This is a genomic window from Streptomyces sp. enrichment culture, assembly GCF_964272855.1.
GTDB lineage: Bacteria > Actinomycetota > Actinomycetes > Streptomycetales > Streptomycetaceae > Streptomyces.
In genome coordinates this window covers 4,139,703-4,153,351 of sequence record NZ_OZ186847.1, presented here as the reverse complement: position 1 = coordinate 4,153,351, position 13,649 = coordinate 4,139,703, and the positions used below count along the sequence as shown (strand labels likewise).

Below are 13,649 nucleotides of genomic sequence, written 5' to 3'. Positions count from 1 at the left end.
ACCTCCACACCTGATTTACCGGTCTCACAGGTTGCTCACAGGCTCGGCCAGGACGCGTGGGGAGCGTCCGCGGCACATCGGCCGGGCGTGAGCTGCCCAGTCCGATGCCGCTCGACCGCGGCACTCGCAGACGAGGAACCGATGACCAGTAAGAAGAACCGCACACGCCTGAAGCGGGCCACGCTCGCCACCGGCGCCGCGCTCACCGTCGTCGTCGCGGCGGCGGCGGCCGCACCGGGCGCCGGGAAGGCCACGCCGGCGGCCGGGGGCAAGCCGAAGCTGAAGCTGATCGCCGCGTCGAACGCCGTGACGATCGACCGCTGGGAAGGGGAACCCGGCGTATACCTGGACCTCGGCACGTACGTCTCCGTAGACGGCGCGCCGCTGGAGTTCAAGGTGACCAGGAAGTCGTACAAGGACCCGGTGGTCGCCAAGCAGATCCTCCGCGACGGCGGCACCACGAAGACGAAGACCCTGCCCGCGGGTCTGGTGAAGGACTTCTCCGGGCTGCCCGGCTTCCTGGAGGTCACCGTCACCGACGCGGCCGGGAAGGAGGTCGCCAAGAGCAAGGGCACCTTCTGCCCGAACAACGCCTCCGGCCGTATCCGCCCGGACGCCCCGGCGACCTCGCACTACCCGGAGAGCTGCCCCACCAACCCGTTCACGCTGGGCTCGGTGTGGGGCGTGGAGAAGGGCTGGGCGTCCAACTCCAGCACCGTCGACTACGACAAGCCGGTTGACCTGCCGGCCGGTGAGTACACGGCGAAGGTGGCGGTCGCGAAGAAGTACCGCGACCTGTTCTCCATCCCTGACGACCGGCCCACCGTCAAGGTGACGGTCCGGGAGACCGGCGACGGCGAGGGCCAGGGCGCGGCAGCCGCCCGCAAGTCGGCCCACCACGGCGCGGGTCACGGCGCGGGTCACGGCGCCGGCCACGGCACGGCCCAGGCCGGTGCCGCCCACCACTACGGCCCGCGCGGCGCCGACGCCCCCACCCCGCCGGCCCTCTCCCACGCCCTGGAGGACCGCGGCCTCGCCCACCACCTCGGTGACGGCCCCGGCCACACCGACGGCTCCCGGATCGCCCCGGCGCTGAAGCCGAACGCCAAGCGGCCCACCGGCCGGGCCGGCGTCCCCGCGGACGTGCCCAAGCCCGACCTGCGCTCGCTGCCGGCCTGGGACATCGCCATCACCGACGGCGAGGACGGCGACGTGCCCGGCAAGGACTACCTCGCCTTCAGCGCCAACGTCTGGAACGCGGGCCCGGCCCCGCTCGTCGTGGACGGCTTCCGCAGCCCGGGCAAGGACCTGATGGACGCGTACCAGTACTTCTACGACGCGAACGGCAAGCAGGTCGGCTACAGCCCCACCGGCACCATGGAGTGGGACCCGCGCGTCGGCCACGAGCACTGGCACTTCACCGACTTCGCCAGCTACCGCCTGCTGAGCGAGGACCAGACCAAGGAGGTGCGCAGCGGCAAGGAGGCGTTCTGCCTCGCCAACACCGACGCGATCGACTACACGGTGAAGAACGCCAACTGGCACCCGTACAACACCGACCTGTCGACCGCCTGCGGCGAGCAGAACTCCATATCGGTGCGTGAGGTCCTGGACGTCGGCTCCGGCGACACCTACACCCAGTACCGCCCCGGCCAGTCCTTCGACATCACCGGGCTGCCGAACGGCACGTACTACATCCAGGTCATCGCCAACCCGGAGAAGCGCCTGAAGGAGACCAACCTCAACAACAACGTCGCCCTGCGCAAGGTCGTCCTCGGCGGCACCCCGGGTGCCCGCACGGTGACGGTCCCGCCGCACCAGCTGATCGACGCGAAGTAGCCCGCACGGCTCACGGCGGGGCGGGCGTCACCGCCCGCCCCGCCCCTTCCCGGGCCGCCGACACCACCAGTTCCCGCAACCGCTCCACGTACCGCCGCAGGTTCTTGTGCGCGCTGTCGGTGTCCGGGTGGCGGCAGGCGAACTGCACCCCCTCGTGCAGCCGGGTGAGCCAGAGGCAGACCTGGTCGCCGTACGAGACGCGGATCAGCCCGTACGCCTTCAGCTCCTGCCAGCGCTCGGCGCCCGCCGTGCCGCGCGTGTCGACGTACGACACGATCGAGTACAGGTCGGGCGAGGTGGGGCGGAAGTGGGCGCCCAGCAGCCGCAGGACCCGGGCCAGCGGCATCCGGGCGAGCCGCCGGTTGTGGCGCAGCGCGTCGCGGGTCAGCCGCAGCGCGCCGTCGAAGTCCGGTGCCTGCGCGATGGGGATCTCCACCGGCGCGCCGCCCACGTACCAGCCCACCGAGTCGGCCCAGCGGGACGTGGCGCGGGTGTGGAACGGCACGACCGTGCGGTACACGTCCAGGCCGCTCAGCTCGTGGACCGCGAGGGCGGTGGCGGCCAGGACGCCGACCAGACTGCCGCCGTACGGACGGCAGTACGCCTCGAAGCCCGCCGCGGTGACGTCGTCGACCAGCATCTCGTGCAGGAGCTTCTGCTCGGGCAGCGGGCCGCCGGGGTCCAGGCCGAGGTCGACGGGGAAGTTCGGCAGCCGGCCGTCGCAGCGGGCGATGAAGTCCCGCCAGCGGGCCACGATCTCGTGGGAGTCGTCGATGCGGTCGGCGTCCGTGCGCTCCGTCGCGCAGAAGTCGATGTAACTGGCGGCCGGGGTGACGGCGGCGGGGTGGCCCGCCAGGCCCGCGGCGTACAGCTCGTGGATCTCGGCGGCGATGCGGTGGATGGAGTACGCGTCGACGTTGCTGTGGTCGAACGCCATGTAGACGCTCGCGCCGTCGTCCCGGACCACCGCGGCGAAGAGGAAGTTCGGCCAGGTCAGCGCGTCGGCCCCGGCATCGAAACGATCCCGCAGCCAGCGGGTGAGCGCCGTCGCGTCCGAGAAGTGCCCGATGTCCGCGCGGTGCAGCGCGACCGCCTCCGGGGCCAGCGTGAACCGCCGTACCTCCTCGCCGGACCAGCGGAAGCCGCTGCGCAGCGTCTCGTGCCTCAGCGTCCAGGTGTGCAGCGCCGCCTGGAGCGCGTCGAGATCGACCCGCCCCGGGAGGTCGAACGCGGTTCCCAGCCAGGTCGGCACGAACAGGCCGTCCTGGCGTACCGAGCGGGAGGTGCGCAGATGGGACTCCTGGACGTAGGCGGGCGGACGCGCGTCGTCCGGCAGGGCGCCCGCCGCCGCTACGGCCGCCGGGTGCAGCGTCCACTCCACGAGTCGCCCCGGGCGGATCTCACACCGCTCGAGGTCGGTCATGCGCATGGGGGGCCTCCGCTCGATCGACGCATAAGGAGACCAACGACCGGACGCCCCTCGAGGCAACGCGGACCCGGCACGGTGCACCCGATCCGGGATATAACCGGCGGGTGATCCACCACATCGTCCCCGCCACCGCCTGGACCGCGGCCCCGGAACGCCCGTACGCGCCCGCGACCCTCGCCGAGGAGGGCTTCGTCCACTGCTCGCCCGGCGAACAGGTCACCCTGGCGATCGCCGACGCGTTCTACCGCGCCGCGCCCAGGCCGCTGCTGGTCCTGCACATCGACGAGACCCGCCTCACCGCGGAATGCGTGTGGGAGGAGGCCGACCCCGCACCGCCCCCCGGCGTTCCCGAGGGGACTCGTTTCCCGCACGTGTACGGCCCGATCGCGCGGGAGGCGGTGGTGCGGGTGCAGGAGGTCGTCTGGGACCCGGAGGACGGGGGCCGGGCCACGGGGCTGCGGGACGCCGGCTGAGCGGGACCGCCCGGCACCGGCGGATTGCCGGTCCCCGGCAGTGAACCGTCGTCGAAGGGTGCCCGACCCCGCTGTGTCCGCCGCCGCCTCGGTGCCGCAGGATGAGCCCATGACGACCCCGGCCACCTCCCGCCCACCGAGGACCGTCGTGCACCTGCGCGCCGCGGTGGCGATCGGCGTCGTGTGCGCGCTGATCTCGGCGTTCGTGCTGATCGTCCCGCTGCGCGGCGCCCTCGACGACGAGCGTGCCTTCCGCGCGGCCGTCGCCTGCGCGCCGGGCGGCCACGGCGACGACTGCCTGCGGACGGTCACCGCGCGCGTCGAGCGGACCGAGCGGAAGAAGGGCCGGCGTTCGGCCTCGTTCTGGCTGTACCTGGACCAGGTCGACGGGAAGTCCAGCCGGACCCGGCTGCGGGGCGGCGAGTACGACTACCCGGGCGCCCGCCCCGGCGGTCGCGTCGACGTCACGTACTGGCGGGACCAGATCCGCTACGTCGACTTCCCGGGCCAGCGCGCCTACACGACCGCCGACCCGCGCGGCGACTGGCGGCTGTTCTGCGCGTGGGGTCTCGGTGTCGGCCTCTACGGGCTGGGTTTCCTGGCGGTCACGGCCTGGTGGCGCCGGCGCCACCACATCTCCCGCCGGGCCTACTCCTGGCAGTTCGGCACCCCGCTCCTGGGCGCGGTGTTCCTCGCCGGGGTCGGTGCCCTCGCGCCCTGGCCCACCGGCAGCCCCGGCGAGGCGTTCCTGGTGGTCGGCGCGGCCACCCCGGTGGTCGTGGCGGTGTGCGCGGTGGCCGTACGGGTCGTACGGCGCGGGGAGAGCGGCGACGACACGGTCGCCGTCACCCCGGCCTTCCCCGCCGAGCAGCGGGTCTTCCCCGGGGTGATCGTGGGCGAGGTGCCGTACGCGCGCGCCGACGGCATGCTGGCCGCCGGTCCCACCGGCCTGGCCACGACACCCGACCCGACGGGCGCCGCCCTCCGCCGCGAGGCATCCCCGGCCCTCACCCCGGTCCGGGCCCGCCCGCCCTACCGGACCGACCCGGAGTTCCCCGACTACGGGGGCAAGGCGCTGGTCCTGGAGTGCGAGGACGAGGGCGTGCCGGTCCTGGTGGTGACCCACCGCAAGCACATGCGCTGGGTGCTGGGCGCGCTGCGGCGCCCGGCGGGGGTGCCGTAGGCCGGGGCCCGGCCGCGGATCACTTGACGTGCGCGGCGATGGTCCGGGCGCAGTCCATCGCCTCCGCGTGGGTGGTGTCCACCTCCAGGTCGTAGGAGACGCCCCGGTGGACCAGGTCGGCCTGGGCCGCGGCCATCCCGACGATCCGGTCACCGCGGGCGACCTCCCGCCCGGCGGCGACGGCCGCGTCGCACCGGACGCCGACCCACAGCACGCGCAGTCCGCTCAGCGCCTTCAGCCACTCCGCCTGCGAGCCGGCCCCGCCGAGGAACACCTCGTCGACGACGACCCGCGCGCCGGCCCGCGCCATCGCGGCGACGCCCGCGATCCATGCCGCCTCCAGCGCCCGGAACTCCGGCCCGACGATCACCTCACCGTCCGGGGCGAACTCGATCCCGCCGTCCGAGGCCCGCATGGCCGCCGGCAGCGCGTCGACCAGCGTGTCCGTCCCGAGGGCCAGCCACGGCTCCGGCAGGACCGCCTGCAGACACCTGACGATCCCGGACTTCCCCGAGCTGGAGCCGCCGTTGAGCACGATCACCTGAGTCGTCATCGCGCCACGGTAAAGGCGCCGGGGCGGCACGGGGTACGGGTTTTCCGGGCCGCCGCCGGGCCTTCAGCGCCTGCCGTGCGAGCGCCTGCCGTGCGAGGCGGGTGTCACCAGGTGACCTGCTTGCCGCCGAACGTCACCACCAGTCGCCCGTCCGAGGCGTACGACCAGGAAGTTGAAGTTGCGGCCGCCCCTACCCGTCCGGCGGCGAGCTGAAGGAGTGCATGGCCGAGGGCGGGTACGTCTCCCGCTTCTACGAGGCCATCCCCGCCGGGGACTACTGGACCTTCCAGTGGATCGACACCGCCCTGCTCGGCGGCCTCACCGTCGCCCTCCTCCTCGGCACGGTCCTCGTCATGCGCCGCCGCGCCTGACCGCGCACCATTTCCTTACGCACCGTCCCCTTCCGGCATCCCCTTCCCGCATCCACTTCCTGTTCCTGTTTTCCGTACGGAGGTCGCTTCGCCATGCCCGCAGACGCCAAGTCACCGAGGAAACTGCGCAGCAACCGCGCCGCCGTGACCCACAAGGTCGGCTACGCCCTGCGCCACCCCGGCCGTATCGCCCCCTACGTGCGCCGCGCCGGCCGGGACGCCTGGCTGCGCCTGAAGCACCGCGACCACGTCGGCTACTACCGGGCCGTGATGGCCTCCGACACCCGCCGCGACCCGGACGCCGCGGTCGGCAGCCAGACCCACGACCGGTGGCTCGCCCTGGGGCAGATGCAGTTCGACTACCTGCTGGAACACGGGCTGCGTCCCGAGCACCGCATGCTCGACATCGGCTGCGGCAACCTGCGCGGCGGCTGGCGCTTCATCGACCACCTCGACACCGGCCACTACTACGGCATCGACATCTCCCCGGACATCCTCATCGAGGCGAAGCGGACCCTCGCCGAGCTCGGACTCCAGGACAAGCTGCCGCACCTGACCATCACCGGCGATCTGAAGCTCGACTTCCTGCCCGCCGAGCACTTCGACGTCGTCCACGCGCACAGCGTCTTCTCCCACTCGCCCCTGGACGTCATCGAGGAGTGCCTGGCGAACGTGGGGCGGGTGCTGACACCGACCGGCTTCTTCGACTTCACCTTCGACCGCACCGAAGGCACCGAACACCAGGTGCTGCGCGAGGACTTCTACTACCGCACCGAAACCCTCCTCACCCTCGCCCGCCGCCACGGACTGCACGCCCGTTTCATGGACGACTGGGAGAAGCGGCCGCACGGCCAGTCCAAGATCCGGGTCAGCCGTTCGCCGCTGGACTGACGCGACCCATCGGACCCGCCCCTCGCGCAGAGGGGCGGGTCCGTTCGTGTCCCCGCGGGGGATGGTGCAGGGTGGACGCCATGCCGAGGGAGATACAGCCGGGTGCGGGCCCGGACGCCGTCGACGATCTGGTGCGGATCTGTCCGCCGCCGGCCGGTGCCGGGCGGAGCGTCGAGTGGGACGCCGTGGAACGGGAACTGGGCTGTGCCCTGCCCGCCGACTACAAGCGGCTCGTCGAGGTCTACGGCGGCGGGGTGTTCGCCGGGGAGCTGTGGCTGCTGGAACCGGGCTGCCCGGAGGCCATGTACGACCTGGTCGCCCAGAACGCGGAGCGCGCGGAGATCCTCGCGGAACTCTGGGAGGCGGGCGAGGAGAAGCCGGCGGAGCTGGCCGACGGCGATGCCGGGCTGGTGCCCTGGGCGTACGTGGAAGGCTCGGGACACGTCCTGTACTGGCTGGTCCGGCCCGGCGTCGCCCCGGAGGACTGGACCGTGATCCTCAACGAGGGACGCGGGCCCCTCTGGGAGGCGCATCCGGTGCCGTGCGGCCGGTTCCTCCACGACGTGGTGGCCGGCACGACGACGTCGTACTACTTCACCGACCGCGACGCCGTCGTCGATCCGGAGGAGCGGACCCGGTTCCGTCCGAACGCGGAGATCATCCGCCGGCACTGACCGGGGCGTGGACGCAACCGGCCCAGGCCCGTCGCGTACTGTGCCGCCCCGGCCGATCCACCACGCCGGGCCGCGTAGCGTGTGTGCACTGCCGCCTCGACGCGGTTGCCGGCATCCGACCCGAACGAACCGGAGCAGATCAGGATGGCCGTGAACCTTCCCACCCACGACGAGGCGACCCGGCTGCTGCGCCGCTGGACCGGCGTCGCGGACCCCCGACCGCTGGGTCAGGGCATGGAAGGGCTCGTCTACGAGATCGACCGGGACCGTGTCGCCAAGATCTGGTTCGGCCAGCCGGAGGCCGCGCTGCACAGGACCCGGATGTTCCACGACGCTTTGCGCGCCAAGCACTTCGAGTTCGCGGTCCCGCGCATCCATGAGGTGCACGTGATCGAGGGCCGGTGCGTCACGATCGAGCAGCGGCTGGTCGGCACGCCCCTGAGCGAGCACCTGGCAGCCGGCCGCGTCACCCTCGACGAGGCCCGATCCTCGTTCGTCGACGTCCTGGCCGGTCTGGCCGGCAGCGGCCCGCTGCCCGAGGGCCGAACCTTGTCGGTCATGGACGAGGAGAGGTCCCTCTACGACGCGGCCGACGACTTCCCGGCTGTCCTCTGGGCGTTGGCCGAGCGCCGCCACAGCCGGTTCAGGCAGGTGCTCGAACCGGCCGTCGAGGACCTCGACAAGAAGCTCCGGGCGCTGCCCGGCCGCCTGCGCGACGTCGACAGCGGACGCCGCGCCGTCATCCACGGCGATCTGATCCCGGCCAACATCCTGGCCGACGACGCCGGTTCCCCGACCGCGGTGCTCGACTGGGGTTTCCTCACCACCGAGGGCGACCCGGTCTTCGACGCCGCCGTGGCGGCCTCGGTCTTCGACATGTACGGCGAATCCGCCCTGGAAACAGAGCTGGGGCTGTACGAGCGGATCGAGGAGCGCCTGGGCTGTCAGCGGGACGCGCTTCTGGTCTACCGCGCGGCGTACTCGCTGATCACCGCGAACGCGTATGACGCCGAGGGCGGGGACGGTCACTTCGCCTGGTGTGTCGCCGCCCTGAACCGGCCGGACGTCGCACGGGCACTTCTGGGCTGAGCGTCCCGGCCCTCCCGGCGGCCGTGGCCACACCCGGTCAACGGAAGCCGCCCGAATCAGGCCGATGGGACGTGCCGTCCCTGCCGCACTTTCGTCGGCGGATTCCAGCAGGTGAAAAGGCGGCGGCAATTCGATTTCGGTTATGGGGTGCCCCGGCGGCGATCATGAACAAACACGTTCGCCGGTCTCGACACGGACTCACGGCGTTCTGTGCCGTGCCGTCGACCTACGGGGCGCCCGGGTCAGGGTGATCTGCCGGACGGCCTGCTGGAAACAGGCGAGAGAGGCGAGTCCCGGCAGCGCGGCCGCGGTGGTGTCGAGGAGGTTCTTCGGCGCCTGGACGACGCATAAGAGGACCGCGATCGCCGAGAACAGGACCACCGTGCACCAGGAGTGCACCGCCCGGCGCTGATGCAGCGCGGCCCGCAGGACGGAGAGCGACGCGACCAGCCAGGGCCCGTACACCAGCAGCGGCCACCACGCGACGACGGCGTCCGGGACGCGGGTCGCGGCGACGACGCGCAGCGGATCGCAGGCGACCAGTCCGCTGAAGAAGCTGACCGCGGAGGCGATGACCGCCGCCAGCGCGGCGACGAGGTAGCTCGTGGTCTGCAGGGCGGTCGGCCGCTTGCGGTCGGGAACCCTGCGGTGACGCCGGGAGATGTGCCTCAGCGGCGGCAGTTCCGCCGTGATCTCCTGAAGATTTCCCATGGGTGTGCCGCCGGCGGGAGCGGTGACTGATTCCTCGTCGCGGGGAGAGGGGATTCTGGGAAGCTCCTCCTCCATGGCCTCCCGCAGCATCCAGGCCAGTTCCTCGGCCGGATCCCAGGCCGCGTCCGGGGGTGACAGGGGTTCCGGGAACGCCTCGGTCGGAGCCCGGTGCCGCCCCCTGCCCACCTTGTCGTGCATCGCCAGGCGATCGGTTCCTTCGTCATACATGACGCAGCCTGATTGCTCCGATCCGTTCCCCTCCCGGAAAGATTATCGACCTTCGGCCTTGATCCATCGCTGAGCGAGATCAGCTTCTAGTCTGTTCAACAGATCCAGGAATTCCCGCAGAAGGGGCTCGGTCGCCTGAACGACGGCCGGAAGCTCACTCGTTGCGACGGCGGGGTGCTTCACGAGGAGGCGGTAGCGCCCTTCTTTGGCTGCCTTGTTCATATCCCGACTAACGCCGTCGTACTTCGACGGATGCGCGGCAAATGAGTGAAGGGGCACCCGGATAATTACTTGATCGAGGAGCCATTCAGAAACCAAATATCCCTGTACGAAAAGCGTGTTGGCGTGACCGCGGCGCCGTGGTGACCGGAAGTCGCTGGGGGAAAACCCTGAGGGCGGCACAGGGCCGGACCGGGGTCGGATGGGGGGATGCCCCGATGCCCGGACACCGGTCGCGCGGCGAACCTTGAACCATGTCCCGGATCAAGCGCGTCCTCGTCGTTCTCGGATCGGTCGTCACCGTGCTGGCGCTCGCCGTCGGCGGCCTCTTCCTGTGGCTGTGGACCGGCACCGACGTCAGCACGGTGGGCGAGGAGCCGTTCGAGAACAAGCTGGTGATACCGCCCCTGGCCGAGTCGCGCCTCGACAAGGACGGCACGCGGGTGTTCGACCTGCGCATGCAGGCCGGCGAGAAGGAGTTCGAGGACGGCCGCAAGACCGCCACCTGGGGTTTCAACGGCGCCTACCTGGGCCCGACGCTGCGCGCCGAGCGCGGTGAGAAGGTCCGGATGCGGATAGCGAACGGCCTCGACGAGGCCTCGACCGTGCACTGGCACGGTATGCACCTGCCCGCGAAGATGGACGGCGGCCCGCACCAGATGATCGCCGCGGGCGGCAGCTGGAGCCCGCACTGGACGATCGATCAGCCCGCGGCCACCCTCTGGTACCACCCCCACCCGCACGGGGCGACGGAGAAGCATGTGCAGCGCGGCCTGGCCGGCATGTTCATCGTCGACGACGACGCCCGGCAGCCGGATCTGCCGAACCGGTACGGAGTCGACGACCTGCCCGTGATCGTCCAGGACGTCAAGTTCGACGGCGCGGAGTTCGATCACGGCAAGGGCTTCATGCAGAACGCGGGCTTCCTCGGCGACCGCACGATGGTCAACGGCACCCTGAGTCCCTACCAGGAGGTCACCGACGAGCGCGTACGGCTCCGGCTGCTCAACGCCTCCACGGCCCGCACCTACTCCTTCGGCTTCTCCGACGACCGCGCCTTCACCGTCGTCGGCACGGACGGCGGGCTCCTGGAACGGCCGGCGCGGCTGGACCGGATCCAGCTGTCGCCCGGCGAGCGGGCCGAGGTCGTCGTCCGGATGCGGCCCGGCGAGCGGACCGTGCTGCGCAGCTTCCCGCAGGACAACTACGCGGGCGCCTGGCAGCAGCGGTTCAACGGCGGCGACGACGCGTTCGACGTGCTGCAGCTGCGGGCCGCCGACCGGCTGCGCCCCTCACCGGAAGTCCCCGGCGAACTGGCCCGGCTGGAACTGCCGAAGGAGTCGGACGCGGTGCGCGGACGCCACTTCGACCTGAAGCGGTCCGGGATCAACGGCCGGGAGATGGCCATGAACCGGGTGGACGAGACGGTCGTGCGGGGCACCACCGAGACCTGGACGGTGCGCAACGACAACGGGATGCCGCACAACTTCCACGTCCACGACGTGCAGTTCCGGGTCCTGGAGGTGAACGGCGAGGCGCCGCCCCCGGAGCTGCGCGGCCCCAAGGACACGGTGTTCCTGCCGCACGGCACCACGATGAAGCTCGCGCTGCGTTTCGACGGCCCCGCCGACCCGGACACGCCGTACATGTACCACTGCCACCTGCTGTACCACGAGGACGAGGGCATGATGGGCCAGTTCGTCGTGGTGGAGAAGGGCGGGCGCGCGGGTGACGTCGCCGGTGGGACGGAGGGCTCCCACACGGCACACGATCACTGAGCGCGGGCCGGCTCAGCCCGACTCGCTCCGCCGCGGTCCGTCGGTGCCGTACAGCTTCGCCGAGGCGTCGACGTGGGCCATGCGGCGCAGCGCGCTGAACACCGCCTCACCCAGGACGGTGCCGATGACCACCCCCTCCACCATGTCCTCGACCGCCACCTTCCGGTCCACGTACGCGAGGTCGGTACGGGCGACCCGCTCGGCCGCCTCGGCGTAGTCGTCGAGGCATTCGACGAAGGCCCCGTGACCCAGCCGGGCCATGGCGGCGAGAGCCTTGGCCAGGTCGGCCGCGGCGCGGTTGGACTCGTGCGTCAGCCAGCCACGCCGGGCGACGAGATCGGTGACGGCGGCACGGGCGGCCGCCGACTCGGCGTCGTCACGTTCGGCACTCGCGTCGCCGAGGCGGTCCGCGGCGGCGCCCAGCACCTTGTGCAGCGGGCGCCGCGGGTCGTCGACGGCCGCCAGGACCTCCGCGATCTCGGCCACCCTCATGCCGCCCACGTCGAGCAGGGCGCGGATCAGCTGGAGCCGGCGCTCGTGCGCCTCGCCGTAGCTGGCCTGGTTGCGGCTGGTCAGCTCGCCCGGAGGCAGCAGACCTTCGCGGACGTAGTACTTGATCGTCGGCACCGGCACCCCGGTCCTCCGGCTCAACTCTCCGATGCGCACTGCCGGTTCACTCCTCGGCCCTCGTCCTGCTCGCCCCTGCCGGCGCTTGCCAGCTCGCCTCTCATCATAGATAGTGGCGCTATCGGATAGCGGATAGCGTCACTATCTACTCATGGGGGTCATCATGTTCTCTTCACATGCGCCGGCATACCGGTCATGGCATCGGCCGCTCGTCCTGTTCTCCGCGGCGATGGCCGCGATGGCGGTCGTGTCCGCGGTGGGGCTGGTGGTCGACGACCGGGTCCTGGTGGGGGCGCCGATCTGGTCCAAGCCGTTCAAGTTCGCGGTCTCGTTCGTGGCGTACTGCCTCTCCCTCGCCTGGATGCTGTCGCTCCTGCCCAGGGGCCGGCGCGTCGGCTGGTGGGCGGGGACCGTCGTGGCACTGGCGAGCCTCGTCGAGATGGTGATCATCACCACGCAGGTGGTGCGCGGCAGGCGCAGCCACTTCAACCAGGAGACACCGTTCGACGAGGCGCTGTTCGACGCGATGGGCGCGACGGTCGTCGTCCTGTGGCTCGGCACCCTCGTCATCGCCGTGCTGCTGCTCCGCGCCCGGATCGCGGACCGCGCGTCCGCCTGGGCGATGCGCTCCGGCATCGTCATCGCCCTGGCCGGCGCCGCCGTCGGCATCCTGATGACCCGGCCCGCGCCGGGGCAGCGGCCCGGCGTCTCCGAGGTGGTCGGCGCGCACAGTGTGGGCGTGCCGGACGGCGGTCCCTCGATGCCGCTGACCGGCTGGTCCACCACCGGCGGCGATCTGCGGATCCCGCACTTCGTCGGCATGCACGCGCTGCAGCTCCTGCCGTTGCTGCTGATGCTGCTGGCCGCGCTCGCACCGCGGTTCGCCCGCCTCGCCGACGACCGGGTCCGCATCCGCCTGGTGCTGGTCGCCTCCGGTGCCTACGCCGCCGTCTTCGCGCTGGTTCTCCGGCAGGCGCTGCGGGGCCAGCCGTTGCTCCGCCCGGACGGCGCGACGCTCGGGACGGCCGGGCTGATCGTGCTGGCCGCCGCGCTCGGCACGTACGGCTCCCTGCGGGCGGCGCGAAAGCCCCTCGCGTCCAGGGCGACGACCGGGACCGAAGGCGCTCTTCCCGCGAAGGAGCTCGTGTCGTGACCGGTTTCCTCTTCGAACTCTCCTTCTGGCTGGCCGCCCCCGTCTGGCTGCTCATGATCTTCGCGCCGACCTGGGGCCCGACCGCCCGCGTCGCCGCGTCACCGTGGACCGTGGCGCCCGTACTGCTCGTCTACCTCGCCCTCGCGATCCCGGTCTTCCCCGAGCTGTGGACCGCGGTCAGCAGCCCGGACCTCGACGCCTTCCGCGACCTGACGGCACTCGCGGACGGCGCCGGGGCCCTGTGGGCCCAGGTCATCGCCTGGGACCTGCTGATCGGCCAGTGGATGTACCGGGAGGGCAGGCGGCTGGGGATCTCCCCCCTGCTGATGGGACCGCTGCTGGTGCTCACGATCCTGCTGTCGCCGATCGGCCTGCTGGTCTTCCTGGGCCTGCGCGAGACGACGTCCAGGCGCCGTGGGCGATGAGCTCGT

14 protein-coding genes are annotated in these 13,649 nt (G+C 71.7%); 10 read left to right on the top strand and 4 right to left on the bottom strand.

Features of this window, described 5'->3' with window-relative positions:
* Positions 1 to 141: 141 nt before the first annotated feature.
* Positions 142 to 1,839, top strand: coding sequence for a lysyl oxidase family protein (locus ACSU6L_RS17935; protein WP_437058029.1), 1,698 nt, complete (start codon positions 142 to 144; stop codon positions 1,837 to 1,839).
* Between the two features lie 10 nt (positions 1,840 to 1,849).
* Here the strand turns inward: ACSU6L_RS17935 and ACSU6L_RS17930 are convergent, their stop codons facing one another.
* Complete coding sequence (locus ACSU6L_RS17930; protein ID WP_437058027.1) at positions 1,850 to 3,268, bottom strand: condensation domain-containing protein; 1,419 nt, start codon at positions 3,266 to 3,268, stop codon at positions 1,850 to 1,852.
* A 104-nt stretch (positions 3,269 to 3,372) separates the two neighbouring features.
* On the opposite strand from ACSU6L_RS17930, the gene ACSU6L_RS17925 reads away from it, so the two are divergent.
* Together ACSU6L_RS17925 and ACSU6L_RS17920 are read left to right on the top strand one after the other, a co-directional pair.
* The gene (locus ACSU6L_RS17925; protein WP_437058025.1) at positions 3,373 to 3,741 is read left to right on the top strand and encodes a DUF952 domain-containing protein; all 369 of its coding nucleotides are present in this window, start codon (positions 3,373 to 3,375) and stop codon (positions 3,739 to 3,741) included.
* Between the two features lie 109 nt (positions 3,742 to 3,850).
* Positions 3,851 to 4,924, top strand: a complete 1,074-nt coding sequence (locus tag ACSU6L_RS17920) for a hypothetical protein (protein ID WP_437058023.1) — start codon at positions 3,851 to 3,853, stop codon at positions 4,922 to 4,924.
* Positions 4,925 to 4,943: 19 nt separating this feature from the next.
* Here ACSU6L_RS17920 and cpt read toward each other — a convergent pair whose 3' ends face one another.
* A complete protein-coding gene (gene cpt / locus ACSU6L_RS17915; RefSeq protein WP_437058022.1) occupies positions 4,944 to 5,477 on the bottom strand; it encodes a chloramphenicol phosphotransferase CPT in 534 nt (177 codons plus the stop codon).
* A gap of 221 nt (positions 5,478 to 5,698) precedes the next feature.
* On the opposite strand from cpt, the gene ACSU6L_RS17910 reads away from it, so the two are divergent.
* The 4 genes from ACSU6L_RS17910 to ACSU6L_RS17895 all read left to right on the top strand — a co-directional run bounded on the left by ACSU6L_RS17910 (position 5,699) and on the right by ACSU6L_RS17895 (position 8,502).
* Entirely contained in the window at positions 5,699 to 5,848 is a 150-nt protein-coding gene (locus ACSU6L_RS17910) for a hypothetical protein (protein WP_437058020.1), read from the top strand.
* Between the two features lie 93 nt (positions 5,849 to 5,941).
* Entirely contained in the window at positions 5,942 to 6,739 is a 798-nt protein-coding gene (locus tag ACSU6L_RS17905) for a class I SAM-dependent methyltransferase (protein WP_437058018.1), read from the top strand.
* An 80-nt stretch (positions 6,740 to 6,819) separates the two neighbouring features.
* A complete protein-coding gene (locus ACSU6L_RS17900; RefSeq protein WP_437058016.1) occupies positions 6,820 to 7,413 on the top strand; it encodes an SMI1/KNR4 family protein in 594 nt (197 codons plus the stop codon).
* A 150-nt stretch (positions 7,414 to 7,563) separates the two neighbouring features.
* Entirely contained in the window at positions 7,564 to 8,502 is a 939-nt protein-coding gene (locus ACSU6L_RS17895) for a phosphotransferase family protein (protein ID WP_437058014.1), read from the top strand.
* Positions 8,503 to 8,700: 198 nt separating this feature from the next.
* Here ACSU6L_RS17895 and ACSU6L_RS17890 read toward each other — a convergent pair whose 3' ends face one another.
* Positions 8,701 to 9,411, bottom strand: coding sequence for a DUF2637 domain-containing protein (locus tag ACSU6L_RS17890; RefSeq protein WP_437058012.1), 711 nt, complete (start codon positions 9,409 to 9,411; stop codon positions 8,701 to 8,703).
* Between the two features lie 503 nt (positions 9,412 to 9,914).
* On the opposite strand from ACSU6L_RS17890, the gene ACSU6L_RS17885 reads away from it, so the two are divergent.
* Positions 9,915 to 11,438, top strand: coding sequence for a multicopper oxidase family protein (locus ACSU6L_RS17885; RefSeq protein WP_437058010.1), 1,524 nt, complete (start codon positions 9,915 to 9,917; stop codon positions 11,436 to 11,438).
* 12 nt (positions 11,439 to 11,450) lie between these two features.
* Here ACSU6L_RS17885 and ACSU6L_RS17880 read toward each other — a convergent pair whose 3' ends face one another.
* Positions 11,451 to 12,104 carry a MerR family transcriptional regulator gene (locus tag ACSU6L_RS17880; RefSeq protein WP_437058008.1) on the bottom strand — a complete coding sequence of 218 codons (654 nt, stop codon included), beginning with the start codon at positions 12,102 to 12,104 and terminating at the stop codon, positions 11,451 to 11,453.
* Positions 12,105 to 12,294: 190 nt separating this feature from the next.
* Here ACSU6L_RS17880 and ACSU6L_RS17875 point away from each other — a divergent pair, with 190 nt between their 5' ends.
* Together ACSU6L_RS17875 and ACSU6L_RS17870 are read left to right on the top strand one after the other, a co-directional pair.
* Positions 12,295 to 13,218 carry a hypothetical protein gene (locus ACSU6L_RS17875; protein WP_437064941.1) on the top strand — a complete coding sequence of 308 codons (924 nt, stop codon included), beginning with the start codon at positions 12,295 to 12,297 and terminating at the stop codon, positions 13,216 to 13,218.
* Positions 13,215 to 13,643 carry an ABA4-like family protein gene (locus tag ACSU6L_RS17870; RefSeq protein ID WP_437058006.1) on the top strand — a complete coding sequence of 143 codons (429 nt, stop codon included), beginning with the start codon at positions 13,215 to 13,217 and terminating at the stop codon, positions 13,641 to 13,643. Before ACSU6L_RS17875 ends, ACSU6L_RS17870 begins: the two co-directional genes overlap by 4 nt.
* Positions 13,644 to 13,649 lie beyond the last annotated feature (6 nt).